The organism is Microbacterium sp. 22215 (assembly GCF_052045655.1).
GTDB classification, from domain to species: domain Bacteria; phylum Actinomycetota; class Actinomycetes; order Actinomycetales; family Microbacteriaceae; genus Microbacterium; species Microbacterium phyllosphaerae.
Map to the genome: position 1 here is coordinate 144,948 of NZ_JBQEPC010000008.1, position 24,832 is coordinate 169,779.

General features: G+C 69.1%; 22 protein-coding genes. 12 read left to right on the plus strand and 10 right to left on the minus strand.

Annotation, left to right across the window (positions count from 1 at the left end; genetic code table 11):
* Positions 1-9 precede the first annotated feature (9 nt).
* The 4 genes from ACTJKH_RS13940 to ACTJKH_RS13955 all read left to right on the plus strand — a co-directional run bounded on the left by ACTJKH_RS13940 (position 10) and on the right by ACTJKH_RS13955 (position 4,542).
* Complete coding sequence (locus ACTJKH_RS13940) at positions 10-1,182, plus strand: benzoate/H(+) symporter BenE family transporter (protein WP_440737418.1); 1,173 nt, start codon at positions 10-12, stop codon at positions 1,180-1,182.
* Between the two features lie 34 nt (positions 1,183-1,216).
* Complete coding sequence (locus ACTJKH_RS13945; protein ID WP_440737419.1) at positions 1,217-2,419, plus strand: hypothetical protein; 1,203 nt, start codon at positions 1,217-1,219, stop codon at positions 2,417-2,419.
* A 117-nt stretch (positions 2,420-2,536) separates the two neighbouring features.
* The gene (locus tag ACTJKH_RS13950; protein WP_440737420.1) at positions 2,537-3,433 is read left to right on the plus strand and encodes an ABC transporter ATP-binding protein; all 897 of its coding nucleotides are present in this window, start codon (positions 2,537-2,539) and stop codon (positions 3,431-3,433) included.
* Positions 3,434-3,486: 53 nt separating this feature from the next.
* On the plus strand, positions 3,487-4,542 hold the full coding sequence (locus ACTJKH_RS13955) for an ABC transporter permease (protein ID WP_440737437.1): 1,056 nt from the start codon (positions 3,487-3,489) through the stop codon (positions 4,540-4,542).
* A gap of 105 nt (positions 4,543-4,647) precedes the next feature.
* Here ACTJKH_RS13955 and ACTJKH_RS13960 read toward each other — a convergent pair whose 3' ends face one another.
* Positions 4,648-8,127: a bifunctional proline dehydrogenase/L-glutamate gamma-semialdehyde dehydrogenase gene (locus ACTJKH_RS13960; RefSeq protein ID WP_440737421.1), complete on the minus strand. Its 3,480-nt coding sequence runs from the start codon at positions 8,125-8,127 to the stop codon at positions 4,648-4,650.
* A 148-nt stretch (positions 8,128-8,275) separates the two neighbouring features.
* Here ACTJKH_RS13960 and ACTJKH_RS13965 point away from each other — a divergent pair, with 148 nt between their 5' ends.
* Positions 8,276-9,211, plus strand: a complete 936-nt coding sequence (locus ACTJKH_RS13965) for a LysR substrate-binding domain-containing protein (RefSeq protein ID WP_440737422.1) — start codon at positions 8,276-8,278, stop codon at positions 9,209-9,211.
* 65 nt (positions 9,212-9,276) lie between these two features.
* Here ACTJKH_RS13965 and ppk2 read toward each other — a convergent pair whose 3' ends face one another.
* Positions 9,277-10,149, minus strand: coding sequence for a polyphosphate kinase 2 (gene ppk2, locus ACTJKH_RS13970; protein ID WP_440737423.1), 873 nt, complete (start codon positions 10,147-10,149; stop codon positions 9,277-9,279).
* Positions 10,150-10,423: 274 nt separating this feature from the next.
* On the opposite strand from ppk2, the gene ACTJKH_RS13975 reads away from it, so the two are divergent.
* Together ACTJKH_RS13975 and ACTJKH_RS13980 are read left to right on the plus strand one after the other, a co-directional pair.
* Complete coding sequence (locus tag ACTJKH_RS13975; protein ID WP_259161549.1) at positions 10,424-11,011, plus strand: nitroreductase family protein; 588 nt, start codon at positions 10,424-10,426, stop codon at positions 11,009-11,011.
* Between the two features lie 86 nt (positions 11,012-11,097).
* Complete coding sequence (locus ACTJKH_RS13980) at positions 11,098-12,609, plus strand: APC family permease (RefSeq protein ID WP_440737424.1); 1,512 nt, start codon at positions 11,098-11,100, stop codon at positions 12,607-12,609.
* Positions 12,610-12,684: 75 nt separating this feature from the next.
* On the opposite strand, the gene ACTJKH_RS13985 is transcribed toward ACTJKH_RS13980, so the two are convergent.
* Together ACTJKH_RS13985 and coaBC are read right to left on the minus strand one after the other, a co-directional pair.
* Positions 12,685-14,904, minus strand: coding sequence for an ATP-dependent Clp protease ATP-binding subunit (locus tag ACTJKH_RS13985; RefSeq protein ID WP_440737425.1), 2,220 nt, complete (start codon positions 14,902-14,904; stop codon positions 12,685-12,687).
* 78 nt (positions 14,905-14,982) lie between these two features.
* Positions 14,983-16,197, minus strand: a complete 1,215-nt coding sequence (gene coaBC / locus ACTJKH_RS13990) for a bifunctional phosphopantothenoylcysteine decarboxylase/phosphopantothenate--cysteine ligase CoaBC (protein WP_440737426.1) — start codon at positions 16,195-16,197, stop codon at positions 14,983-14,985.
* A 142-nt stretch (positions 16,198-16,339) separates the two neighbouring features.
* On the opposite strand from coaBC, the gene ACTJKH_RS13995 reads away from it, so the two are divergent.
* Positions 16,340-17,041 (plus strand): NRDE family protein, encoded by a 702-nt coding sequence (locus ACTJKH_RS13995; protein WP_440737427.1) that lies wholly within the window; start codon positions 16,340-16,342, stop codon positions 17,039-17,041.
* Positions 17,042-17,082: 41 nt separating this feature from the next.
* On the opposite strand, the gene ACTJKH_RS14000 is transcribed toward ACTJKH_RS13995, so the two are convergent.
* Complete coding sequence (locus ACTJKH_RS14000) at positions 17,083-18,057, minus strand: GlxA family transcriptional regulator (RefSeq protein ID WP_210099025.1); 975 nt, start codon at positions 18,055-18,057, stop codon at positions 17,083-17,085.
* A gap of 91 nt (positions 18,058-18,148) precedes the next feature.
* On the opposite strand from ACTJKH_RS14000, the gene ACTJKH_RS14005 reads away from it, so the two are divergent.
* The 3 genes from ACTJKH_RS14005 to ACTJKH_RS14015 are packed head-to-tail and all read left to right on the plus strand — an operon-like array spanning position 18,149 to position 19,487.
* Positions 18,149-18,310 (plus strand): hypothetical protein, encoded by a 162-nt coding sequence (locus tag ACTJKH_RS14005; protein ID WP_440737428.1) that lies wholly within the window; start codon positions 18,149-18,151, stop codon positions 18,308-18,310.
* A 54-nt stretch (positions 18,311-18,364) separates the two neighbouring features.
* Positions 18,365-18,892: a hypothetical protein gene (locus tag ACTJKH_RS14010; protein WP_440737429.1), complete on the plus strand. Its 528-nt coding sequence runs from the start codon at positions 18,365-18,367 to the stop codon at positions 18,890-18,892.
* Between the two features lie 16 nt (positions 18,893-18,908).
* A complete protein-coding gene (locus ACTJKH_RS14015; protein WP_440737430.1) occupies positions 18,909-19,487 on the plus strand; it encodes a hypothetical protein in 579 nt (192 codons plus the stop codon).
* A 9-nt stretch (positions 19,488-19,496) separates the two neighbouring features.
* On the opposite strand, the gene ACTJKH_RS14020 is transcribed toward ACTJKH_RS14015, so the two are convergent.
* Together ACTJKH_RS14020 and ACTJKH_RS14025 are read right to left on the minus strand one after the other, a co-directional pair.
* Positions 19,497-20,705, minus strand: coding sequence for a glycosyltransferase (locus tag ACTJKH_RS14020; RefSeq protein ID WP_440737431.1), 1,209 nt, complete (start codon positions 20,703-20,705; stop codon positions 19,497-19,499).
* Between the two features lie 11 nt (positions 20,706-20,716).
* The gene (locus ACTJKH_RS14025) at positions 20,717-21,943 is read right to left on the minus strand and encodes a glycosyltransferase (RefSeq protein WP_440737432.1); all 1,227 of its coding nucleotides are present in this window, start codon (positions 21,941-21,943) and stop codon (positions 20,717-20,719) included.
* 120 nt (positions 21,944-22,063) lie between these two features.
* Between ACTJKH_RS14025 and ACTJKH_RS14030 the strand changes: the two genes are divergently transcribed.
* Complete coding sequence (locus ACTJKH_RS14030; protein WP_440737433.1) at positions 22,064-22,654, plus strand: hypothetical protein; 591 nt, start codon at positions 22,064-22,066, stop codon at positions 22,652-22,654.
* Positions 22,655-22,728: 74 nt separating this feature from the next.
* On the opposite strand, the gene ACTJKH_RS14035 is transcribed toward ACTJKH_RS14030, so the two are convergent.
* From ACTJKH_RS14035 to ACTJKH_RS14045, 3 genes are all read right to left on the minus strand, one after another.
* On the minus strand, positions 22,729-23,091 hold the full coding sequence (locus ACTJKH_RS14035) for a VOC family protein (RefSeq protein ID WP_440737434.1): 363 nt from the start codon (positions 23,089-23,091) through the stop codon (positions 22,729-22,731).
* Positions 23,088-23,243 carry a pentapeptide repeat-containing protein gene (locus tag ACTJKH_RS14040; protein ID WP_440737438.1) on the minus strand — a complete coding sequence of 52 codons (156 nt, stop codon included), beginning with the start codon at positions 23,241-23,243 and terminating at the stop codon, positions 23,088-23,090. Before ACTJKH_RS14040 ends, ACTJKH_RS14035 begins: the two co-directional genes overlap by 4 nt.
* Positions 23,215-24,832: DUF222 domain-containing protein (locus ACTJKH_RS14045; protein WP_440737435.1), on the minus strand; the 1,618-nt coding region annotated here is incomplete at its 5' end. The genes ACTJKH_RS14045 and ACTJKH_RS14040, both read right to left, overlap by 29 nt.

The following is a 24,832-nucleotide window of genomic DNA, read 5'->3' on the forward strand; positions in this document are numbered from 1 at the left end:
GCTCGGAGGATGCCGACCGCCGCACCGCTCTCCCGACCGATCCTGGCCGGGGTCGTCACCGCGCTGGTCGGATTCACGAGCTCGTTCGCCGTCGTGCTCACCGGCCTCAGCGCCGTGGGGGCGACACCGGCGCAGGCGGCCAGCGGGCTGCTCGCGGTCAGCCTCACCATGGGACTCGCGTGCATCGTGCTCGCCTGGCGGTATCGGATGCCGATCACGGTCGCGTGGTCGACGCCCGGAGCCGCGCTGCTCGCCGCGACCGGCGTCGTCGACGGCGGCTGGTCGGCGGCCGTCGGAGCGTTCCTCGTCACGGCGGCATTGATCCTGCTCACGGCGCTCTGGCCGGCGCTCGGCGCGCTGATCGCCCGCATCCCTCCGTCCATCGCGCAGGCGATGCTCGCAGGCGTCCTGCTGCCGCTGTGCCTCGCGCCGATCACCGGTCTCGTCGCCAACCCGTGGGGCGTCATCCCCGTTGTGCTCACCTGGTTGGTCTTCGCGCGTCTCGCACCGCGCTGGGCCGTTCCGCTCGCTTTCCTCGCCGCTGCGGTCGTCGTCACCGTCTCGCTCGTCCAGGAGGGCGCTCCGGTCGACGCAGGGCTGCTCGTACCGGGGTTCGCCTTCACGGCCCCCACGTTCACCGTCGGCGCCATGATCGGTGTCGCCCTGCCCCTGTTCATCGTCACCATGGCGTCGCAGAACGTGCCCGGCATCGCGATCATGCGCAGCTTCGGCTACGAGGTCCCCTGGCGTCCGGCGATGCTCGTCACCGGGGTCGGCACCGCGCTCGGCGCCACAGCAGGCGGCCACGCGATCAACCTCGCGGCCATCAGCGCCGCGCTCGCCGCCTCCCCCGACGCCGACCCCGACCCGAAGCGGCGCTGGATCGCCGGCGTCTCGACCGGCGCGTCCTACCTCGTGCTCGGTGGTTTCTCCGCCGCATTCGCCGCGCTCGTGCTGCTCGCGCCGGAGGCCGTCATCCCCGCAGTGGCCGGCCTCGCGCTGTTCGCGGCGTTCGGGTCGGCCGTGCAGCAGGCGATCGACGATCCCGGCGAGCGCATCCCCGCCGTCGTGACGTTCCTGGTGGCGGCATCCGGCATCTCGCTGCTGGGGGTCAGCGCCGCGTTCTGGGCGCTCGTCGCGGGACTCGTCGTTCGCACGGCCCTGCACGCCGGGCGCCGCTGAGGCCCCGATCCATCGCCTCGGCTAGCGTGGGGGCGTGACCGTTCCCGCACCAGCGCCCGTCCCGTCGGCCGGCCCTCCCGCCGGTCATTTCGACGCCCGCCCGCTGCTCGAGCCGGTGAATCCCGCCGAGGTCGATGCGTTCGCGCGCGCCCAGCGCACCGCCCACCCCAGCTCTGCCGGTCAGATCATCGCGTGGGTGTTCGCCGGCTTCGCACTGCTGTGCGTGGTGCCCGTCATCGCGATCATGATCATGGGCCTGGGCTATGCGATCGGTCGGGGAACGGGAGTCGCGATCGGCGGGGTCCTCGGCCTGCTGCTGCTCGCCGGACTGGTCGTGGGAATCGTGATGCTCGTGCGCCGTGGCATCCGCACCCGCAATCTGACGCGGTTCCGTCTCGCCCGCTTCGCGCAGGCGAATGCGATGAGCTACTTCGGTCGCATCGACGACCCACCGCTGCCGGGCATGATCTTCTCGAGCGGGTCGGCCCGGATGTCGACCGATGTGCTGCGCGGCGTCGACCCCCGATTCGTCGAGTTCGGCAATTACCAGTACACGACGAGCAACGGCAAGCAGTCGCAGACGCATCGGTGGGGGTACGTCGCCGTCAAGCTCGACGTGCCACTGCCGAACATCGTGCTCGACGCCCTCGGCAACAACACCCTCGGCAGCACGATCGCCGGCGCCTTCAGCGGCGACCAGCGGCTCTCGCTCGAGGGCGACTTCGACCGCTACTTCTCGCTGTACTGCCCGGCGGGCTACGAGGTCGACGCGCTCTACCTCTTCACGCCCGACGTCATGGCGCGCTTCATCGATCACGCCGCGCAGCTCGACGTCGAGATCGTCGACGACTGGCTCTTCCTCTACGCCCGTCGCGAGATCTCGACGCTCGACCCGGCGACCTGGGCCTGGCTGTTCGGCGCGGTCGGCGCTCTGCTGACCAAGCTCGACCAGTGGGCCCGCTGGCGTGACGATCGCCTGCGGCTCGCCGCGCCTGCCCCGCAGCATCCGCCGCTCCCCGCGTACGGAGCAGCAGCACCGGTGCCCGCTGGTTCCCCCGCACTGCCGTTCGCGGCCCCGCAGGCCCTGCTGACCCCGCCACCGGGCGTCGCCCCGCCGGGCCAGCGGCTCAGGCGCCGGAGCCCCTGGCTGATCGTCGGCATCATCGTCGGCGTCATGTTCGTGGTGACCATGGCGCCCTTCGCGATCGGCATCTTCTCGTTCCTGTTCCTGGGCTGAGGCACGCCACTCCCCCGCACGGTGGATGAGCGCGCCATCGGATGACGCGCAGATCACCCGCACAGATCCGCCACAGGGGGGATGCCGCGACGCCATGCCCCGCCATAGCGTGAGGGCATGACCACAGGAAAGCTCCTACTGACCGGGATCACCAAGAGCTACGGCTCTCGGCGCGTGCTCGACGACGTCTCGTTCGAGGTGGCCCCCGGGCGCCTCACCGGGTTCGTCGGCGGCAACGGCGCCGGCAAGACCACGACCATGCGCATCGTCCTCGGACTCCTCAGCGCCGACGGCGGAACCGTCGAACTCGACGGCAAGACCCTCACCTCCGCCGACCGGCGGCTCTTCGGATACATGCCGGAGGAGCGGGGCCTGTACCCCAAGATGAAGGTGCTCGAGCAGATCGTGTACCTCGCCCGTCTGCACGGCTTCAGCAAGACGGATGCCGCCACCCGCGCGACCGCGCTGCTCACCGAGCTCGGACTCGAGGAGCGCCTGGGCGACACGATCGAGTCGCTCTCGCTCGGCAACCAGCAGCGCGCGCAGATCGCCGCATCCCTCGTGCACGACCCCGAGGTGCTGATCCTCGACGAGCCGTTCTCGGGCCTCGACCCGCTCGCGGTCGACGTGGTCGCCTCAGTGCTCCAGGCCTCGGCCGCGAAGGGCGCATCGATCCTCTTCTCGTCGCACCAGCTCGATGTCGTCGAACGGCTGTGCGACGACCTCGTGATCCTCGCCGCGGGCACGATCCGCGCCTCCGGATCCCGTGACGCGCTCCGCGCCCAGCACGCGGGCAGCCGCTACGAGCTCGTCTCGGCGGGAGACGCCGGGTGGCTGCGCGCCGAGCCCGGCGTCACCGTGCTCGACTTCGAGGGCGGTTACGCACTGTTCGACGCCGACGACGCAGAGGTCGCCCAGCGCGTGCTGCGCACCGCCGTCGACCGCGGCGACGTGGCGAGCTTCGCCCCCCAGCATCCGTCCCTCGCACAGATCTTCAAGGAGGTCATCCAGTGAGCACCTCGAACACCACCGGATCCACCGGCTCCGGCTCCGGCTCCCAGGCCTCGATGATCTGGCTCGTCGCCGAGCGCGAGATCGGGTCGAAGCTGCGCAGCAAGGCGTTCCTGATCTCGACGGGCGTCCTGCTGCTCATCGCGCTCGCGGGCATCGTGATCGGCGGCTTCGCGAGCAAGAACACGGATGCGATGCCCGTCGCCGTGACGTCCGAGACGGCATCCCTGGTGTCGGCGCTCCCCGACATCGACGTCACCGAGGTGCCGGACCAGGCCGCGGCCGAGGAGCTGCTGCGTGACGAGAAGGTCGACGCCGCCGTTCTGCCGGGCGACGGACCGACAGGTCTCACCGTCGTGGCCCTCAAGGATGCCCCGACGAGTCTCGTGTCGGCGCTGTCCCAGGCTCCGACGGTCGAGATCCTCGAACCCGCCACGACCAACCCGCTGCTGCGCTACTTCATCGCGATCGCCTTCGGCATCGTGTTCATGGGAGCCGCGGCGACCTTCGGCGGAACGATCGCCCAGAGCATCGTCGAGGAGAAGCAGACCCGCGTGGTCGAGATCCTGCTGTCGACCATCTCGGCGCGCACGCTGCTCGCCGGCAAGGTGATCGGCAACACGATCCTCGCGATGGGTCAGATCCTCGCCCTGGCCGCGGTCGCCACGATCGGGCTGATAGCCACCGGCCAGCGCGAGGTGCTGTCGACGCTCGGCGCCCCGATCATCTGGTTCGCGGTGTTCTTCCTGTTCGGGTTCATCCTGCTCGCGGCGATGTTCGCGGCGGCGGCATCCATGGTCTCCCGTCAGGAGGACATCGGCTCGACCACGACCCCCATCACGATGCTGATCATGGCCCCGTACGTGCTCGTGATCATCTTCAACGACAACCCGCTGGTGTTGACGATCATGTCGTACGTGCCGTTCTCGGCGCCGGTCGGCATGCCGATGCGACTGTTCGTGGGCGAGGCGCAGTGGTGGGAGCCTCTGCTGAGCCTCGTGATCCTGCTCGCGAGCTGCGTCGCCGCGATCGTCGTCGGCGCGAAGATCTACGAGAACTCGCTGCTGCGCATGGGCTCGCGGGTCAAGCTCGGCGAGGCCCTGCGCGGCTGAGGTCGCTCGGATCACCCCGCCATCGACGAGGCCCCACCCCGCAGACATCTGCAGGGTGGGGCCTCGTCGTTCCGGCGGTCAGACCCGGGTCAGATCAGACCCGGGTCAGATCAGACCCTCCGACAGGGTGGTGGGGTTGCCGAACCGGTGGTTCGTGATCGACACGGCCTGCTCGTGCAGGAACGGCAGCATCTCGACGCGGCCCGCACCCGTGACGGCGTGCGACCAGACGGCGACGTCCGGGGTTCCACCGAGAGCCTCGAACAGGGCCGACGCGTCACCGCCGACGAGGCGCACGCGCTGCCAGCTGTGCTCGGCCTTCGCCGCAGCCTTGGCGAAGCGCTTGACCCACGCCGCATCCTTCTCGTGCGTGACCGTGATGCCCTGGGCGCGCAGCGCCTTCTCGACCCGCGAGGGCAGAGCAGGGGCAGACACGGTGAACGGGCTGCCGCTGCGCAGGGCTGCGGCGATCACGCGGATGCCGTCGGCCAGCGCCGCGTCCTCACCGATGCGCACGTCGGCGGCGACCGGGCGGTACCGGAACACGTTGCGCTCGACGCCGAGGCCGGACTTGTCGCTGACCGCGCCGAACTCGGTGGTCCAGGCCCGCTCGTCGGCGGCGGCGGCGCGGTGCAGCCACTCGATCTCGACGGCGCCGAGGTCGGAGCCGGCAGCGGTCAGCAGCGCGTCGACCGCGGGGATCACGGCAGCACCCGGTGCGGCCGCCGGCAGCTCGGCAGGAGCCCAGTCACCGAGGCCGAACAGGTAGTTCGGTCCACCGGCCTTGGCTCCGGCGCCGACGGCCGAGCGCTTCCATCCGCCGAACGGCTGGCGCTGCACGATCGCGCCGGTGATGCCGCGGTTGACGTAGAGGTTTCCGGCGTCGACACGGTCGAGCCAGGTGGCGACCTCCTCGGAGTCGAGCGAGTGGATGCCGGCGGTGAGGCCGTAGTCCACCGCATTCTGCAGTCGGATCGCCTCGTCGAGGTCCTTCGCGTGCATGATGCCGAGCACGGGTCCGAAGAACTCGGTGAGGTGGGTGGTCGATCCCGGTGCGACGCCGATCTTGACGCCGGGCGTCCACTGCTTTCCCTCGTCGTCGAGCTTGCGGGGCTCCACGAGCCAGCGCTCGCCCCGCTCGAGGGTCGTCAGCGCGGTCAGCAGCTTGCCGTTCGCCGGCTCGATGATCGGCCCCATCTGGGTCGCCGGGTCTTCGGGCAGACCGACGCGCATCGAGGTGACGGCGTCGACCAGCTGGCGCTCGAACCGCTCTGAGTCGGCCACGGAGCCGACCAGGATCGCAAGCGATGCGGCCGAGCACTTCTGGCCGGCGTGACCGAAGGCGCTGCGGGCGACGTCGGCAGCCGCGAGGTCGAGGTCGGCCGACGGCGTGACGATGATCGCGTTCTTGCCACTGGTCTCGGCGAGCAGCGGCAGGTCGGAGCGGAACGACCGGAACAGCTGCGCCGTCTCGTACGCGCCGGTGAGGATGACGCGGTCGACCTCGGGGCTGGCGACCAGGCGCGTGCCGAGGTCGCGGTTCGCGAGGTCGACGAGCGCGAGCAGGTCGCGCGGCACGCCCGCAGCCCACAGCGCCTCGACCATCACGGCACCGCAGCGCTGGGTCAGCTTGGCGGGCTTGATGACCACACCCGAGCCGGAGGCGAGACCGGCGAGCACTCCCCCCGCGGGGATCGCGACGGGGAAGTTCCACGGCGGCGTCACCACGGTCACCTTCGAGGGCACGAACTCGGCGCCGTCGACGGTCTCGAGGTCGAGCGCGCGCTCGGCGTAGTAGTGGGCGAAGTCGATCGCCTCGGAGACCTCGGGGTCGGCCTCGGCGATCGTCTTGCCGGCCTCGTGGGCCATGATCTCGATCAGCTGACCGCGTCGGGCAGCGAGCTCGTCGCCCGCGCGGTGCAGCACGGCGGCGCGCTCGGCGGCGGGCAGCGCGGCCCACCGGACGGCGGCGGCGGATGCCGCGGCGAAGATGCCGTCGAGCTCATCGGTCGTCTCGACCCTGGCGAGGGCGATCGAGTCGAGGCCGAGCGTCGAGTCGACCGACCGCGCCAGGATCTCACGGCCCCAGGTGCGGTTCGCGGCGATCGCCGGGTCGCTGTCGGGCTGGTTCTCGAAGCCGGTGGTCACGGCATCCGACTGTGCTTCCGCCTCCGCGGCACGGTCCTGCACGCGGTTCGACGACGGCACCGAGCGGTCTGCCTCGAGCCCTGCCAGCGAGCGCTCGAAACGCTCGCGCTCACGGGTGAGCAGCGCGGGGTCGGAGGCCAGCTCGAACACGGCCGACATGAAGTTCTCGGGGCTCGCGTTCTCTTCGAGACGGCGCACGAGGTAGGCGATCGCGACGTCGAACTCGGCCGGGTTCACGACCGGCGTGTACAGCAGCAGCTGGCCGACGTCCTTGCGGACCGCCTCGGCCTGACCGGTCGCCATGCCGAGGAGCATCTCGTACTCCACGGCATCCGTCACGTTCCGGGCCTTGGCGAGCAGCCACGTGTAGGCGATGTCGAACAGGTTGTGTCCCGCGACGCCGATGCGCACGGCATCCAGTCGCTCCGGCGTCATCGACCAGTCGAGCACACGCTTGTAGTTCGTGTCGGAGTCCTGCTTGGTGCCGTAGGTCGCGAGAGGCCAGCCGTGCACCTTCGAGTCGACCTCTTCCATGGCGAGGTTGGCGCCCTTGACGACGCGCACCTTGATGGGCGCTCCGCCCTTAGCCCGGCGGGCGGCGGCCCACTCCTGCAGCCGCTGCATCGCGCCGAGCGCGTCGGGCAGGTAGGCCTGCAGCACGATGCCGGCCTCGAGATGCTCGAAGCCGGGCTGGTCGAGGATGCTGGTGAACGCCGCGATCGTCAGGTCGAGGTCGCGGAACTCCTCCATGTCGAGGTTGATGAACTTCGTCCTGCCCGCGGCCTCCGACGAGGCGGCCAGCTCGTAGAGCGGGGTCAGCTTGGTGACGACGTCGGCCACGGCCTCGTCGAACGACCACATCGACAGCTGGCTGACGACGCTCGACACCTTGATCGAGACGTAGTCCACGTCCTTGCGCGCCAGGAAGTCGTAGGTGCCCTGCAGGCGTCGACCGGCCTCGCGCTCACCGAGCACCGCCTCGCCGAGCAGGTTGAGGTTCAGGCGGTTGCCGCTCTTGCGCAGCTTGGCGATCGCGGGGCCGAGCTTCGAGGGGGTCGCGTCGAGCACGAGGTGTCCGACCATCGCGCGCAGCACGCGGCGCGAGATCGGCACGACGACGCCGGGCAGCTTGGGAGCCCAGAAGCCGCCGGTCCTGATGGCGGCACGCAGGTAGCCGGGCAGCAGCGACGGGGTGATCTCCGACAGCTCGGCGAGGGTGCGGCCGGCGACGCTGAGGTCTTCGGGGCGCATCACGCCGTCGACGAAGCCGACGGTGAACGCGAGTCCGTTCGGGTCCTTGAGCACCTCGGCGAGGCGCTGCGCGGCGGGCTCGACGGGGTGCGTCTCGCTCTCGGCGAGCCAGCGCTGCACGAGGGCGGCGACCTCTTCGGTGCGCGGCGTCGTGTCGGGAGTGGTGGTGTCGGCGACGACAGTCATCAGGGGGTACCTTCCAGGGGATCGCACACCCGGGTACGTGTGCGGCTCGATCATTCTCAGGCGCGCGAGTAGGCTACGTCTATCAACCGATCCGAGTGATTTCTGTTCAGTTGAACTGAACGATTCACGGGGTCTGGAAAGGGTGCGGATGCTCGACGTCAACCGACTGCGGATGCTGGTCGAGCTGTCCCGCCGAGGAACCCTCTCGGCCGTCGCCGACGCTTTCTCCTACAGCAAGGCATCGGTGTCGCAGCAGCTGAGCGCTCTGGAACGGGAGGTGGGCGTCCCGCTGCTGCGCAGGGTCGGCCGCGGCGTGCAGTTCACCCCGCAGGGCAACGTCCTCGTGGCGGAGGCCATCGGCATCCTCGACCAGCTCGAACACGCCGAGGTCGCCGTCGCCGAGTCGCTCACCGAGGTCACCGGCACCGTCCACATCGCCGTGTTCCAGTCGACCGCGCACTCGCTGCTCCCCGGCGCGCTCAACGCGCTGCGCGAGCAGCATCCGGCCCTGCGCGTCGAGGTCACCGAGAGCGACCCCGAGACCGGGCTCGTCGGCGTCTCGAGCCGCGACTTCGATCTGATCCTCGCCGAGCAGTATCCCGGACGCACCCGACCGATCCACGCCGACCTCGACCGGGTGGTGCTCGTGCACGACTCGATCGCGCTGGCCCGGCGGCCGGGCACGCCGGAGACTGCGGATGCCACAGCTGCCGATGCCGATGCCGATGCGACAGCGGCGCTGTGGTCGACGAGGGACGAGCCCTGGGTGCTCGAGCCCGCGGGCACGGCGTCACGAGCGTGGGCCGAGCAGCTGTGTCGCACTGCCGGCTTCGAACCCGATGTGCGCTTCGAGGTCGCCGACCTCACCGCCCATGTGCGTCTCATCCGCGCCGGCCTCGCGGTCGGGCTGCTCCCCGAGCTCGTCTGGGCGGGAGAGCCGCCGACGGTCGCGCTCACCCCACTGCCCGACGAGCCCCGTCGGGAGATCTTCTCGTCGGCGCGGCGCGTGTCAGCCGCGGCGCCGTCGATCCGCGCGGTGCGGCGAGCGCTGGCATCCGCCGCCTCTCGCAATCTGCTCGACTGAGCAGTCCAGGGCACGGCGCCGGCTCTCGCGTGGTCGGGCGCGCGGGCTCGTGCGATCGGTCGCGCCTAGAGCGTCGCCGCGTGGTCGGGGACGAAAGCATGCTCGTCGATCGGCGGACGCGGGGCACCCGACGCCGCGGGGCGGTCGGGGAAGTGGACCTCTTCGGGGTCGAGCCGGCGGTAGGGGATCTGACTCAGCAGATGGTGGATGGTGTTGAGTCGCGCGGCCTTCTTGTCGTCGCTGTCGATCGACCACCAGGGCGCGGCCTCGCGATCGGTGATGTCGAACATCGCATCCTTGGCCTGTGAGTAGTCCTCCCAGCGGGAGATGGAGGCCAGGTCGGTGTCGGAGAGCTTCCACCGTCGCATCGGATCGTTCAAGCGCGACCGGAACCTCTTCTCCTGTTCGGTGTCGGACACCGAGTACCAGTACTTCAGCAGGATGATCCCGTCGTCGACCAGCATCTGCTCGACGACGGGGACCTGCGCGAGGAAGCGGTCGTACTCCTCGTCCGTGCAGTAGCCCATCACCTTCTCGACGCCGGCGCGGTTGTACCAGGACCGATCCATCAGCACGATCTCGCCCGTGGTGGGGAGCCGCTCGATGTACCGCTGGAAGTACCACTGGCCCTTCTCGCGTTCCGACGGCTGCGGCAGGGCGACCACCCGGGCGTGACGCGGGTTGAGGTACTGCATCACGCGCTTGATCGCACCGCCCTTGCCCGCCGCATCGCGGCCCTCGAAGATCACGAGAATCCGCGCATCTGACGCGATGACCCACTGCTGCATGCTGACGAGCTCGATCTGCAGGCGCCTCAGCTCCTTCTCGTACCGCTTCTTGTCGAGCCGTGTGTGCGTCTTCCTCTTGTCATGATGCTTGTGCTTCTCGTCATGGGTCTTGGTCTTCGTCTTGGTCTTGGTCTTGGTCTTGCCGGCCATCGTGTTCTTCCCGTCCGTGGCGTGGGTGACGGGCGGCCGCCCCACGCCCGATCTCGCGAGACAACCAGACCGGCACAGCTCGCAGAACCCCCTTGCTTTCGGAGGCCGCAGCGGATTCCCATCGAACAGGCGCGCAGAAGCCCGGCATCCGCCCGCGGCACGCCCTTCGGTAAAGTCATACGGCGTCATCGGGAATATGCGTTCACATGCATTCGTTGAGACCCTCGTACCCGGACGAAGGAGTCCGATCGACTCCTTTCCGAAAGGCACTTCCGTGAGCACTCCCGTGATCGACCGCACCGCCCCCACCGAGCACCCCGTCCTCGACGTCCTCGCCGGGCGCTGGAGCCCGCGCGCCTACGACGCCGAGAACACGATCGACGACGCCAAGCTGAACGCCGCCCTCGAGGCCGCGCGCTGGTCACCGTCCGCATACAACCTGCAGCCGTGGCGCTTCATCGTCGCTCGCCGCGGCACCGCGCTGTTCGACCAGGTGGTCAGCTCCCTCGTCGAGTTCAACCAGCTCTGGGCGTCGAAGGCCTCGGCCCTCATCGTCGCGATCGCCGAGACCGAGTCCGAAGAGGGCAAGGCCATCAGCCACGCGGTCTACGACCTCGGCCAGGCCGTCGCCCACTTCTCGGTGCAGGCGCACCACGAGGGTCTCCTCGTGCACCAGATGAGCGGCTTCGACCCTGAGGTCGTCCGCGAGTTCGCAGACCTGTCGCCGCGTTTCTCGGCCATCACCGTGATCGCCGTCGGCGAGTACGGCGACGCCGCCGGCCTTCCCGAGGGTCTCCAGCAGGGCGAGACCGCACCGCGCGTGCGTCGCCCGATCGACGAGACGGTCATCCTCAGCGCCTGACACCCAGCCGCACCGCCGAAGGGCGCCACCCGATATACCGGGTGGCGCCCTTCGTGCGTGGGCCGCCCAGACCTAGACTCGTCCGCATGGCGATTCAGCGAAGGATCAAATCGGTCGAGCAGTCGATGGCCGAGACGCACGACGAGAAACGCTCGCTGAAGCGCTCGCTCGGCGTCTGGGACCTGGCGGTCATGGGCGTCGCGGTTGCCGTCGGCGCGGGCATCTTCTCGGTCGGCGCCGAGGCGTCGGCGCGGCACGCCGGCCCCGCGGTGATCATCTCGTTCATCATCGCCGCGGCCGTGTGCGGTCTCGCGATCCTCTGCTACGCCGAGTTCGCGTCATCCATCCCCGTCGCCGGCTCCGCCTACACGTTCACCTACTCGACGTTGGGCGAGTTCCTCGCGTGGATCATCGGCTGGGACCTCATCCTCGAGATGCTCATGGCCTCGGCGGTGATCGCGAAGTACTGGGGCGTCTACCTCGGCGACGCCGTCTCGCTGTTCGATCTCGAGATCCCGATGACCCTGCAGCTCGGCCCGCTGTCGTTCGACTGGGGCCCCGTCGTCATCGTCGCGATCTTCACGGTGCTGCTCGCCCTCGGCACCCAGCTGTCGAGCCGGGTGAACAGTGTGTTCACGGTGATCAAGGTCGCGATCGTGCTGTTCGTCATCGTCGTCGGGTTCTTCTTCATCAACGGCGCCAACTACACCCCGTTCGTGCCTCCCGCGCAGTCGGGTGCCGCCTCCGAGAGCGCGTGGACGCAGTCGCTCTTCTCGTTCATGACCGGCTCCGACCCGACGATGTACGGCGTCTTCGGCATCCTCAGCGGCGCGGCGCTGGTGTTCTTCGCGTTCATCGGCTTCGACGTCGTCGCGACCAGCGCCGAGGAGACCAAGGACCCCAAGCGCACGGTGCCCCGCGGCATCATCCTCGGCCTGATCATCGTCACCGTGCTCTATGTGATGGTCGCGATCGTCATCACCGGCATGGTGTCGTACACCGAGCTGGCGAAACTCGACGAGCCGTCGCTCGCGAGCGCGTTCGAGCTGGTCGGCGCCACCTGGGCCGCTCAGGTCATCGCGATCGGCAGCCTGGTCGGTCTCACCACCGTGGTCATGGTGCTGCTCATGGGCCTCGCCCGCGTCGTGTTCGCGATGAGCCGCGACGGCCTGCTCCCCCGCTCGCTCAGCGTCACCGACGCCAAGCGGGGAACACCGATCCGCATCCAGCTGATCGTCGGCGTGATCATCGCGATCATCGCGGGCTTCACCGACGTGCAGGTGCTCGGCGACATGATCAACATCGGCACCCTGTCGGCGTTCGTGCTCGTGAGCATCGGCGTGCCGATCCTGCGCAAGAGCCGCCCCGACCTCGAGCGTCCGTTCACGGTGCCGCTGTCGCCGTGGCTGCCCTGGATCTCGGCGATCGCCTGCTTCTGGCTGATGCTCAACCTCAGCACCGAGACCTGGGTGCGCTTCGCGATCTGGCTGGCGCTCGGCCTCATCATCTACTTCGCGTACTCGCGGCGCCACTCGATCATCGGCCGCGAACTCGAAGCCGATGCGCTCAAGGGGATTCGCCGACCGACAGCAGGTTGACGCGATCCGGACACGGAAGAGGGGCGGATGNTCCGCCCCTCTTCCGTGTGTCTGCAGTCGCCCGCTCGCCGCGCTCTAGTCGTCGAGGAGCTCGGCCTCGATCACGTCGTCGTCGTCCGGCCCGGTTCCCGTGTCGGGCTCCGGGGCGGTCGACGTCAGCACGAGACCCGTGCCGTCGGCCGCCACGTCGACGCGCACCAGGTCGCCGTCGTGCACCCCACCCGAGAGCAGCGCCGTCGCCAGCTTGTTCTGCACCTCGGTCTGGATCAGGCGTCGCAGCGGACGGGCGCCGAACATCGGGTCGTATCCGCGCTCGGCGAGCCACGATCGGGCGTCCGGAGTGACCGCGAGCGTGAGCCGACGATCGCGCAGCCGGTTGTGCAGCTGATCGATCGAGAGCTCGACGATCTGCGCGAGGTCGTCCTGGCTGAGCGCCGAGAACATCACGATGTCGTCGAGGCGGTTGAGGAACTCGGGTCGGAACGCCTGGTGCACGAGCGCCATCACCTGCTCGCGCTTCTCGTCGGGCGACAGCGTCGGATCGATGAGGATCGGCGACCCGAGGTTCGACGTGAGGATCAGGATGACGTTCGAGAAGTCGACCGTCCGGCCCTGACCGTCGGTCAGACGACCGTCGTCGAGCACCTGCAGCAGCACGTCGAACACCTCGGGATGCGCCTTCTCGACCTCGTCGAGCAGCACGACGCTGTAGGGGCGACGCCGCACGGCCTCGGTCAGCTGACCGCCCTGCTCGTAGCCGACGTACCCGGGAGGGGCGCCGACGAGCCGGGAGACGGAGTGCTTCTCGCCGTACTCCGACATGTCGATGCGCACCATGGCGCGCTCGTCGTCGAACAGGAAGTCGGCCAGAGCCTTCGCCAGCTCGGTCTTTCCGACGCCCGTCGGGCCGAGGAACAGGAACGATCCGGTCGGCCGACCGGGGTCACTGATGCCCGCCCGCGAGCGCCGCACGGCATCGGACACCGCCTTGACGGCATCCTTCTGCCCGATGAGGCGCTTGCCGAGCTCGGATTCGAGGTGCAGCAGCCGCTCGCTCTCACCCTGCAGCAGACGGCCGACGGGGATGCCGGTCCACGCCGCGATCACGGCGGCGATGTCCTCGTCGGTGACCTGCTCGTTGACCATGCGCCCCTCTGTCGAGACCGCGGCCTCGGCCTGCTCGGCTTCGGCGATCTCGCGCTCGAGGCGCTTGATGGTCTCGTATTCGAGCTTCGAGGCACGCGTGTAGTCGGCCTCACGCATGGCGAGATCGCGCTGCGTGACCGCGTCGTCGAGCTTCTTCTTCAGATCGCCGACGCGGTTCAGACCCTGGCGCTCGCGTGCCCAGCGGGCTTCGAGCTCGGCCAGCTGCGCTTCCATGCCCACGAGCTGCTCGCGAAGAGCCGCGAGTCGCTCTTTCGAGGCGGCATCCTTCTCGCGCTTGAGAGCGAGCTCTTCGAGCTTCATGCGGTCGACCTGGCGCTTGAGCTGGTCGATCTCGACGGGAGACGAATCGATCTCCATCTTGAGACGCGACATCGACTCGTCGATCAGGTCGATCGCCTTGTCGGGGAGCTGCCGCGCGGGCAGGTACCGGTTCGACAGTGCAGCGGCGGCGACCAGCGCGCTGTCGGCGATCGTCACCCCGTGGTGCGCCTCGTACCGGCCCTTGAGTCCACGGAGGATCGCGATGGTGTCCTCGACCGTGGGTTCACCGACATAGACCTGCTGGAAGCGGCGCTCGAGCGCCGCATCCTTCTCGATGAACTCGCGGTACTCGTTGAGCGTCGTCGCGCCGATCAGGCGCAGCTCGCCCCGGGCGAGCATCGGCTTGAGCATGTTCGACGCGGCCACCGAGCCTTCGCCGCCGCCCGCTCCCATGAGCACGTGCAGCTCGTCGATGAACGTGATGACCTGCCCGTCGGACTCGGTGATCTCTTTCAGGACGCTCTTCAGGCGCTCCTCGAACTGGCCGCGGTACATGGCCCCGGCGACGAGGGCCGAGATGTCGAGCGACACCAGCTCCTTGTCCTTGAGAGACTCGGCGACGTCGCCCGCGACGATGCGCTGGGCGAGTCCCTCGACGACGGCGGTCTTGCCGACGCCCGGCTCGCCGATCAGCACCGGGTTGTTCTTCGTGCGGCGCGTGAGCACCTGACTGACGCGGCGGATCTCACTGTCGCGTCCGATCACGGGGTCGAGCTTGCCCTGGCGGGCGCGGTCGGTGAGGTTGATCCCGAACTGCTCGAGGGCGGACTGCTGGTCGTCGTTCTGCGTGCTCTGTGGGCTGGGCATGGGTTCCTCCTGGGGAGACTCCTTCTGATCACTGTCTTGTTGTCATGGTCCGCAAAGTTGAGTGGACTTGACTCAAGTTTAGCGCATACTGCGCACGGCATCCAGGATCGCTCGTGCGACCGCGTGCTTAGAGCCTGACGCGGATGACACGACCGCGCCACCCCCTCCGACGATCTCGACGGCGTTGTCCCTCTTCTCGAAGCCGTGCTCGGCGTTCGCGAGGTTGACGGCGAGCAGGTCGACGCCCTTGCGCTCGCGCTTGCGGCGAGCGCGATCCAGCCGCTCGTCCGCGTCCTCGGAGGTCTCGGCCGCGAACGCGACGATCGTCTGCCGCTCCGGCGCGTGACCGTCGGCACGGAGAGCCGCCAGCGCTCCGACGACATCCTCGTTCTCGACGAGCTCGAGGTGCGTCAGCACACCCTGCTCCTTCGTGAGCTTCTGATCCGACACGGATGCGGGTCGATAGTCGGCGACCGCGGCCGCCATGATCACGATGTCCGCGCTCGCGGAGGCATCCTTCATCGCTGTCGAGAGCTCGGCGGCGGTTCCCACCGACACCACGCGGACCGACGGATGCCGCGCCTCGGCCAGCACGTCGGCCGAGACGTTCGCGGCGACGACCGTCACGTCGGCTCCTCGAGCGGCGGCCTCCGCCGCGAGCGCGATGCCCTGCCGGCCGCTCGATCGGTTTCCGAGGAACCGCACGGGATCGATGGGCTCGCGGGTGCCACCGGCCGAGATCGCGACGCGCAGTCCGGCGAGGTCCCGCGGTGCGAGCAGGGCGAGGGCGGCCTCGACGATGACCTCAGGCTCCGACATCCGACCCGGACCGCTGTCGCCTCCGGCGAGCTCGCCGTCAGCCGGGCCGACCAGGTGCACACCGCGTGACGCGAGGGTCGCGACGTTCGCCTGCGTGGCCGCATTGCGCCACATCTCGGCGTGCATGGCGGGCGCGAGGACGACAGGAGCCTCGGTGGCGAGCAGCGTGGTGCCGAGCAGGTCGTCGGCGATGCCCGCGGTGATCTTCGCGACCGTGTTGGCGGTGGCCGGAGCCACGATCACCAGGTCGGCGTTCTGACCGAGAGCCACGTGCCGCACGCGGGCGACGTCGTCGTGCACGCTGGTCGTGACCGGATGCCGGCTGAGCGCCTCCCACGTCGGTGTGCCGACGAAGCGCAGTGCGTCCTCCGTCGGCACCACGGTCACGTCATGACCCGCCTTGGTCAGCAGACGCACCAGGTGCACTGTCTTGTATGCGGCGATGCCACCTGTAACCCCGACGACGATGTTCACGGTTCGATTCTGCCGCAGCATCCACCCCACCGGGGCTGAGCCGGGGATGCCGCACGGACCGAAACGGGAGATGCCGGCGCAGGACGCCGCCAGACGCCGGCCGCACGATCCCGCCCCGCAGCGCCGACCTAGACTTGACCCCGTGTGCACCGTGGTGATCGATGTGGCCGGCCCCGACTCCGCGCGTCTGCTCGCGGTGCGCGATGAGGATCCGCAGCGCGAGTGGGATGCTCTCGGCGAGTGGTGGCCGGACGCGCACCCCGGGGTCTCGGGCATCCGCGACCGACGGGCGGGTGGCGCCTGGCTCGCGGTCGACCCTTCCGAGCGCCGCCTCGCCGTGCTGCTCAACCGCGCCGACGTGGTCGATCTCGCCGGCGACGCGGCTGTCTCTCGCGGCTCGCTCGCACTGGAGTCCGTGGCGGACCGCTCCCCCGTCGCGCCGCTGCCGATGCACGGCTTCAATCTGCTCGAGGTGCGCCCCGAGGGGTCGCGTGTGCTGAGCTGGGATGGTGTCGAGCTGCGCGAAACGCCGATCGACGACGGCATCCACATGATCGCCCACGACGATCTCGATGACCTCGGGACCCCTCGCATCGCCGCCTGGCTGCCCGAGTTCCGCGCCCTCGGCCCGGCCGCCGAGAGCACGGACTGGACAGGAGAGTGGACCTCTCTGCTCGCATCGTCGACGCGACTCGACCCCGAAGACGACCGCGCGATCATCCGCGACAATCGGCCCCACGGATACCCCACGCAGTCGCTGCTCTACTGCACGGCATCCGTCACACCGGCAGGGGTTGAGGTCGACTACCGCGCCCTCCCGAGCCCCGGCCACTGGGACCACTGAAGCTCCGTCCGGGCAGCGCCGCCCCGGCGCGCTGAGACCGATCAGGCCGCGGAGGACTCCGCGTCGTCCACGCAGGAGAAGCGCGCTCGATAGGCGGTCGGGGTCGTGCCGAGCACGCGCGAGAAGTTCTGCCTCAGCACCGCGGCCGACCCGAAGCCGCATTCGTCGGCGATCTGCTCGAGCGACAGGTCGCTGCGCTCCAGCAGGCGCTGGGCGTGCAGCACCCGCTGGCGGGCCAGCCAGGCCGCAGGTGTCGCGCCGTACTCGGCCTTGAACCGGCGGGCGAAGGTGCGCGGCGACATGAGCGCGCGGGCCGCGAGCTGATCGACACCGAGGTCGTCGCGCAGGTGCTCGACCGCCCAGTCGGCGACCGCCGCGAGCGAGTCGCTCTGGACCACCGGGATCGGGCGGTCGATGAACTGCGCCTGCCCACCGTCGCGCTGAGGCGGCACCACCATACGCCGGGCGATCCGGTTGGTGAGCTCGGCGCCGAGCTCCTGACGCAGCAGGTGCAGGCAGGCATCGATGCCCGCGGCGGTGCCCGCGCTCGTGATGATCCGCCCGTCCTGCACGAAGAGCACGTCGGGGTCGATGTCGATCTGCGGATACATCTCGGCCATGATGTCGGCATACATCCAGTGCGTGGTGGCGCGACGACCGTCGAGCACCCCTGCCGCACCGAGGATGAACGACGCACTGCAGATGGTCAGCAGCCAGGCGCCGCGCGCCACCGCGTCGCGGGCGACGTCGAGCAGCAGCGGATCGATGTTCGGCCAGTACTCGCGCGGCACCGGGCAGAGCACGACGAGATCGGCCTCGTACGCGAACGAGAGATCGTGCTCGACGTTGATCGAGAATCCGAGCTTGGACTTCACGACCCCGGGATGCGGCGCGATGACCCGGAAGTCGAAGTTCGGCACTCCGTCGTTCGATCGGTCGAGGCCGAACGCCTCGCAGGCGAGACCGAACTCGAACGGCGCGAATCCGTCTTGGACGACGCAGGCGACGGTCTTCATCATGGCGCTCTCCCGAGGTTGGCAGTTTTCCTGCGGTCGCAGTCTATCCTGCCACTCGTGGCGGAACAAGAGCGAACGTAGCGTTTCTGCCATGTTCATTCTCATCGCACTCCTCGCCCTCGGCGTGTGGGCGCTCGTCGCCACCGTCATCGAACTCCGCCGCGACGGATACCGCCGCATTCCCACCGACTGGTCCCGCGTCGCCGAGCAGGACTCACTCGACCGAGCCGAAGCGGGGCACGTCTACCGCTGACGTTCGGCGAGCCCCTCTATCCGCCCGGCGAATCGCGCGGCTACGCTCGACACCATGAGCGAGCCTCAGCAGCCCCCCGCGCAGCCGTACGGAACTCCCCCACATCCGGCGCCACAGCAGCACCCGGCACCGCAGCAGTACCCGGCACCGCAGCAGTACCCGGCGCCACAGCAGCACCCGGCACCGCAGCAGTTCGCGGGACAGCCCTACGGCTCGCAGCACCCTCCCGCATCCGCTTATCCCGGCCCTGCGGCCGCGAGCCCGAGCCGCGGCGGGTCGCTGGGCCGCCTCGCCTTCATCATCTCGCTCGTGGCTCTCGGGATCGGTCTCCTCGTCACGCTCTCCTTCCCCCTCGTCATCCGCTCGTTCTACGACGCGTCCGGGATCGGCGCCTTCAGCGCGATCGGCAACGGGCTGGTGCTGGTCGTCTCCGTCGTGGCGCTCATCCTGGGCCTGATGTCGATGCGGCGCCCGGGCCAGCAGATCCTCGCAGGGATCGCCATCGGCATCAGCGCATCGGCGATCGCCGGAATCGTGATGTCGTGGTTGTCGAACCTCGCCTTCGCGCTCGCCTACAACTGACCGGGAGCACCTCCTCATGAGCGAATCACAGCCCTCCGCCGGCACACACCACCTTCCCCAGGGCCAGCAGTTCCCACCGGCACCGCAACCGGGACAGCCGTACTCCGCGCCGGGACAGCAGTACCAGAACTCAGGACAGCCGTATCCGCCCGTATCTCAGCCGACTCAGCCCTCAGACCGGCCGTCTCAGTCCGCGCAGCCCGGCCAGCCATACGCCCAGCCCGGCCAGCCATACGGCACGCCGTACCCCACCGTCGGGACGGGGACTCCCGGCTCTTCGAAGGGAGCGAACCCCCTCGGCCGTACCGCCTTCCTCGTGGCGGTGCTCTCCGTCGGATTCGGACTGGTCTCCCAGCTGCTGCTGCAGTTCCTCTACGCGAACTCGATCATCGACTGGATGGCGATGGGCGCGGTGCCGAGCATCCTGAACTTTCTCGTGTTCGTGGGCGCCGCGACCGGAATCGTGCTGGGCATCGCGGCACTGCGGCGTCCGGCACCGCACCTGCTCGCCGCGATCGCGATCGGTCTGGCCGTGAACACGATTCTGGGGACGCTCGCTTCGGGGCTCTCGAGCGTGTTCTACAACTTCTTCTGACGCGCCCGATCAGCCGGCGAGCACGCGCTCGTAGACCTCGATCATCGCGGCCGTGCGCGACGACTGCCGGAATGCCTCCGAGACCTCGCGCATCGGCACAGGCGCGTCGCCCGCAGCGATGTCGGATGCCGCCCGGCGCAGCGTGTCGATGAGACCCGCTTTGCGCTGCTCCTCGGTGCCCGCTGCTCCGGGAACGGCCCAGAGACCGCCGCCGAGCTCGGCCGCGATGTCGGGGTCGCTGATCACCGAGGGCGTGCCGAGCGTCGCCGCTTCGAACGGCGTCATGCCCTGCGTCTCGAAACCGATCGACGTCTGCACGAGAGCGTCCGCGGCGGCGATCCGCGCCAAAGTGTCCTGGTAGCTCAGCTTGCCGGCGAAACGCACGTTCGCCGTCCCCGCGACGATCTTCTCTGCGGCGGGCCGCTGCGCACCGCCGCCGATGATCTCGAGATCGGCATCGACCCCTGATTCGACGAACGCCTGCAGGAAGGGCAGCAGCCGCTTCTCGGGGCTCATGCGGCCGAGCCACACGAACCGGGGGCGACCGGGCGCGCGCTCCGCGGGAGCTGAGGCGAGGGTCTCTTCGCGCACGTCATCGTCGATGCCGTTCCAGACGACGTCGACCGGGCTGAACACGCCGTGCTCCTCGAGGCGGCGTGCGAAGTGGGTCGAGGGAGCGGTCACAGCCGAGGCTCCGCTCGCGATGCCGCGCAGGAACGCCCAGCCGTCACTGCCGTCGACACGCGAGGATGCGACTCCGTGCAGCGCTCGGCGCCGCCAGAGGTTCAGCACCCCGAGCACAGGGCGGTGCAGCGGCGTCACCGCGGCGATGCCGACGTCGACCCTGTTGTGCATGGTGTGCACCACGGGGATGCCGTGCCGCGCAGCGTAACGGTGACCGATGAACGCGCCCCAGAAGTCTGCCTGCACGTGCACGAGGTCGACCGGCGGGCGGTGTGTCATCGCACGGTCGAGGAACCGATCGGTCGCTCGCCCCGGCCAGCTCATCGAGTACTCGCGGTCGAGGGTGATCGGCACGGACGGCAGATCGACGTTCGCGGGGTCCGACGCGTCGGATGCGCGCGATCCGTGCATCTTCGGGGCGACCACGGTCACCGTGTGGCCGGCGCGCTCGAGGAACTCGCGCTGCAGCCGCATCGACACCTGAGCGCCGCCGAGCGAGTCCAGGTGCTGATCGCCGAAGAAGACGATGTGCATCGCGCGCACCGTCACTCGGGCAGCGGCTCGTCGCGGTACAGCGCCTCGAACGTATCGAGGGTGCGGTTGATGTCGTGGATCGCGACGCCGTCGAGAGATGCCTGCTGCATCCGCGCGTACTCGGCCGGCGACGCGGTGAGCACGTCGGTCAGCCGCGCTGCGAGAGCGTCGGCGTCGCCCGGCTCGAACAGGTAGCCGTTCTCACCGTCGTGCACGAGGTGCGGCAGCGCGACCGCATCCGCGGCGACGATCGGGAGCGCGGACGCCATCGCCTCCATTGTCGCGATCGACTGCAGCTCGGCGATCGAGGCGATCGTGAACACCGAGGCGCGTGACAGCAGCGCCCGGAGCTCTTCGTCGGTCGTGCGGCCGTGGAAGGTCACCCGATCCGCGAGACCCAGCTGGGTCGTGAGGTTCTCGAGCTGCTTGCGCTGGTCGCCGCCTCCGACGATGTCGAAGGTCGTGTCGAGCGCCGGGTCGAGCTTCGTCATGGCCTCGAGGATCACCTCGACCTGCTTCTCGGCGGTCAGGCGGCCGACGAAGATGATGCGGTTCTTCTCGCGGGGGGCGATCACCGGCGTGTACTGCGTGCGGTCGATGCCGCAGCTCACGGGGATGACGTTCTCGACGGCGACGGTGCGTTCGAGGAAGTCGGCGGCGCGACGCGTGGGCGTGGTGATCGCGCGAGTCAGGGCGAACGTGCGCTTCGCGTCACCCCAGGCCCAGCGCAGCACGAGGTCATCGACCCATTTGGGCATCGTGGTGTGGTCGAGGATGTTCTCGGCCATCACGTGGTTCGTGGCGATCACCGGGATGCCGCGCTCGTGCGCGATCCGGGCGAGGCCGCGGCCGATCACGATGTGCGACTGGATGTGCACCACGTCGGGCTGCACGCTGTCGAAGATCTTGCGGGCATAGTGCTTCACACGCCACGGCCAGACGAAGCGCAGCCAGTCGTGGGGGGCCCAGCGCACCGACGGAAGGCGGTGCATCGTCATCGGCTCGCCCTCGATCACCTCGGTCTGCGCGGGCGTGCGGCGGTAGGCCACGTTCGGAGCGACGACGTGGACGTCTTCACCCCGCTGCACGAGCCCTGCCGCGAGGCGTTCGGCGAAGCGGGCTGCGCCGTTGATGTCGGGCGCGAAGGTGTCGCATCCGATCAGGATGCGCAGGGGACGCTGCCCGGGGCCGGGGGCGACGTCGGGAGCACTCGTCGGATCGGAGGTAGAGGAGGACATTCTGCCTTACGGTACGGCGGTCAAAGAGCCCGATCGGGCGCTGGCCACTCTACCCGAGGGGCCTGATCGAGCCTCCGAGGCATACCGGCATCCCTCAGCCTCACCCCCTAGCGTGGAGGTATGCGACTGACAGCCGACGCCGACCCCCAGCAGTGGATCCCCGTCACGGACTCGCTCGGCTGGAAGGGGCGGCGTCATCGCAAGGCCGCCATCCGGATGCTGCTGGGGCAGGTGAACTCGGCGATCGGCGTCACCGAGCGGCCCGGCTCTCGGTTCGGCGCCTGGGCGATGAGCCAGGCTACTCCTCTGCTGATGCGCAGGGCCGACGGTCGCGTGCTCGTGTGGACGTGGAAGGCCGACCCCGAGCTCGTCGTCGCGATGGCCACGGTGCAGGCGCTGACCCCCGAGGTGCGCATCGCCCGGGCATCCATGCCGATGGACTACGACGACACCGTGTCGTTCTCGAGCCGCTGGCTGGGTGCGGGCGAGAAGCTCGTGGTGGCGATGCCGCCGTCGCCCGCCACGCCGCCGTTCGCCACCTACACCTGGGACACGGGCACTCATCTGGTTACGCTGACGGCGGTCTGCAGCGAACGTGAGCGCTTCGGGACTCTCGACGGCGCGCTCGACGACCTGGCTCGCAGCATCCGCATCGCCGATGAGCTGTCGGGCGGCGAGTCGCCCGACGTGCTTCGCCTCGGACCCGCCTGAACTCGGGCCCGCATGGACTCGGACCCGCATGGACTCGGGCCAGCCTGAGTGCGGTTCTCCTGAGCGCGGTTTTCTTACCAGGCCGGCGGTTGCCACAGTTCGATCGCGAGACCTTCGGGGTCGTGGATGCGGGCGAAGGTGCCGTATTCGGCAGTGTTCCACTCATCGCGTCGCTCGACCGGAATCCCTGAGGCGTCCAGCCGCGTGACGAGCTCCTCGATGTTCGACACTCTGAGATTGAGCATGAACTGCTGATCGGGAGCGAAGTAGTCGCTGTCCGCCGCGAACGGTGCGAAGACTGTCATGCCTGCCTCCTGCTGCCACATGCCGTCGCGCCCTGCCCCGATTCCGAGATGCTCGCGGTACCAGGCGGCTCGAGCCTCCGGATCTCTGCTGCGGAAGAAGACTCCGCCGATTCCTGTGACGTCTATGCTCATGACCCTGTTCTACTCCTGTCTGTGGTGCTCAGGTCTGCGTTGTTCCTGTCCGGGGTGCTCAGGTCTACGTTGCTCCTGTCTGCGTTGCTCAGGTCTGCGTTGCTCAGGTCTGCGTTGCTCAGGTCAGACCCGCAGCGGGGCACCACGAACATGCCCACCTACCGGGATGCTGAGTCGTGGGGTGCGCCAGCGTTGGTCGGGGTCCCACCACCTCGGGCCCCGCACCTGAGGGACGCCCGCGTTCATCCGGATCTCCCACCCCGACGTGCCGAGGGATCGGTGATGCCACCAGCACAACGGAACACCGTTGTCCGTATGTGTCGGACCGCCCCTGGCGTGTTCGGTGACGTGGTGGATCTCACACCACGACGCCGGAACGTGGCATCCGGGGATTAGACACTCCTTGTCGCGGGCGACGATCGCGCGGCGTTGATGCACAGTGAAGACCCGATCCGTGGTCGTGATCCCGATGATCCGCCCCTCATCCATGAGCACCCGTTGGATCGCCCCACTGCACGCGACCTGAGCAGCAACCGACACGGGCACGTGCGCACCGGATCCGGGGATCGTCGCCCACCCGCCGTTGTCTCGGTTGCCGCCGCCACCGTGGGCGGCGAGGTCGTTCGCATCCACGTTCACGACAAGCACCGGCGACGACCCACCGAGAGTGGGCATGTCCTTGTGGCGGGCAGCGATTCCGAACACCATGGCGAGAGCGTCGTGACGTTTCTGCGACGCGGTCCGATCATCGAGAACACAACGCGGGTCAGAGTTGATCGGATCCGCGTCGTCGGCATCAGTTCCGACGCCACCATCACCAGCGTCGGCGTCGACGTCGGCGTCGGTTCCGATATCACCATCACTTTCGACATCGACATCGACATCGACATGGATATCGACATCGACATCGACATCGACGCGCGGCCAACCCCTATCTGCATCACCGCCACGACGAGCATCCGAAGCGTCGCTCGGGGCGAAGTGCACGCCAGGCATGGGTGGGCCGTCGCCCTTGGGGTTCAGGATCGCGTCGATGATCAGCTGCAGTTGCGCCGCGACCTCCGGGGTCAGATACCCCCGGATCGCATGCATCCCGTCTTTCAACCGGCCGATCGTGATCCCCCGGCGACGCCGGGAGTCCTCATCCTTCGGCTCCTCCCCGTCGGGGTCGAACATCGACGCGAGATCTTCCGCGAGAGCCCTCAAGTCCTGCACCGTCGGCGCAGGACCCGGCTCATCCACATCGCGGCCCCCCTGGTCATCCTCGACCTCAGCGTCGAGCCCGTGCCCGCGCGCGCACCCGGCCAACGCGACATCCGCCGCCAGGCGTTGATCGATCGTGAGTCGATCCCACACCCTCTCGATCGGACCCGTCGCCGCGAGAAACCCGGCCATACCGACCACCCCGTCCAGCAGCGCGAGCCGCAGCTCCGCCCACCGGGCCGGCATCCGCTCCCCCGACAGACTCACCGGCCGCCGCACCAGATCGACGACCCGGTCGACCCGAGACGCACCCCGCACGTCCACCCGCAACATCCGCTGCACCAACTCGTTCATCCCCCGACACCCCGCCGCATGCGGAAAGTCAGCCGCATCCCCGGTCGCGACCGTCTCCACGATCACCGCCTCGACCCGCCGGAACGCCGCCCCCGCGCCCTGCAACACCGTGATCCGGTCCGCATCACTCAGCCCCGCGAGAGCGTCGTCGGACAGCACCATGTCGAGGTCGGCGATCACCCGA

Bases quoted from the DNA above. Each gene is read 5' to 3' on its own strand.
- ACTJKH_RS14005 (WP_440737428.1), top strand. From the start codon at position 18,149: ATGTTCATTCTCATCGCACTCCTCGCCCTCGGCGTGTGGGCGCTCGTC.
- ACTJKH_RS14010 (WP_440737429.1), top strand. From the start codon at position 18,365: ATGAGCGAGCCTCAGCAGCCCCCCGCGCAGCCGTACGGAACTCCCCCA.
- ACTJKH_RS14035 (WP_440737434.1), bottom strand. From the start codon at position 23,091: ATGAGCATAGACGTCACAGGAATCGGCGGAGTCTTCTTCCGCAGCAGA.
- ACTJKH_RS14030 (WP_440737433.1), top strand. From the start codon at position 22,064: ATGCGACTGACAGCCGACGCCGACCCCCAGCAGTGGATCCCCGTCACG.
- ACTJKH_RS13985 (WP_440737425.1), bottom strand. From the start codon at position 14,904: ATGCCCAGCCCACAGAGCACGCAGAACGACGACCAGCAGTCCGCCCTC.
- ACTJKH_RS14040 (WP_440737438.1), bottom strand. From the start codon at position 23,243: ATGTTCGTGGTGCCCCGCTGCGGGTCTGACCTGAGCAACGCAGACCTG.
- ACTJKH_RS14020 (WP_440737431.1), bottom strand. From the start codon at position 20,705: ATGCACATCGTCTTCTTCGGCGATCAGCACCTGGACTCGCTCGGCGGC.
- ACTJKH_RS13965 (WP_440737422.1), top strand. From the start codon at position 8,276: ATGCTCGACGTCAACCGACTGCGGATGCTGGTCGAGCTGTCCCGCCGA.
- ACTJKH_RS14015 (WP_440737430.1), top strand. From the start codon at position 18,909: ATGAGCGAATCACAGCCCTCCGCCGGCACACACCACCTTCCCCAGGGC.
- ACTJKH_RS13980 (WP_440737424.1), top strand. From the start codon at position 11,098: ATGGCGATTCAGCGAAGGATCAAATCGGTCGAGCAGTCGATGGCCGAG.
- ACTJKH_RS14025 (WP_440737432.1), bottom strand. From the start codon at position 21,943: ATGTCCTCCTCTACCTCCGATCCGACGAGTGCTCCCGACGTCGCCCCC.
- ACTJKH_RS13955 (WP_440737437.1), top strand. From the start codon at position 3,487: ATGATCTGGCTCGTCGCCGAGCGCGAGATCGGGTCGAAGCTGCGCAGC.
- ACTJKH_RS14000 (WP_210099025.1), bottom strand. From the start codon at position 18,057: ATGAAGACCGTCGCCTGCGTCGTCCAAGACGGATTCGCGCCGTTCGAG.
- ACTJKH_RS13960 (WP_440737421.1), bottom strand. From the start codon at position 8,127: ATGACTGTCGTCGCCGACACCACCACTCCCGACACGACGCCGCGCACC.
- ACTJKH_RS13940 (WP_440737418.1), top strand. From the start codon at position 10: ATGCCGACCGCCGCACCGCTCTCCCGACCGATCCTGGCCGGGGTCGTC.
- ppk2 (WP_440737423.1), bottom strand. From the start codon at position 10,149: ATGGCCGGCAAGACCAAGACCAAGACCAAGACGAAGACCAAGACCCAT.
- ACTJKH_RS13950 (WP_440737420.1), top strand. From the start codon at position 2,537: ATGACCACAGGAAAGCTCCTACTGACCGGGATCACCAAGAGCTACGGC.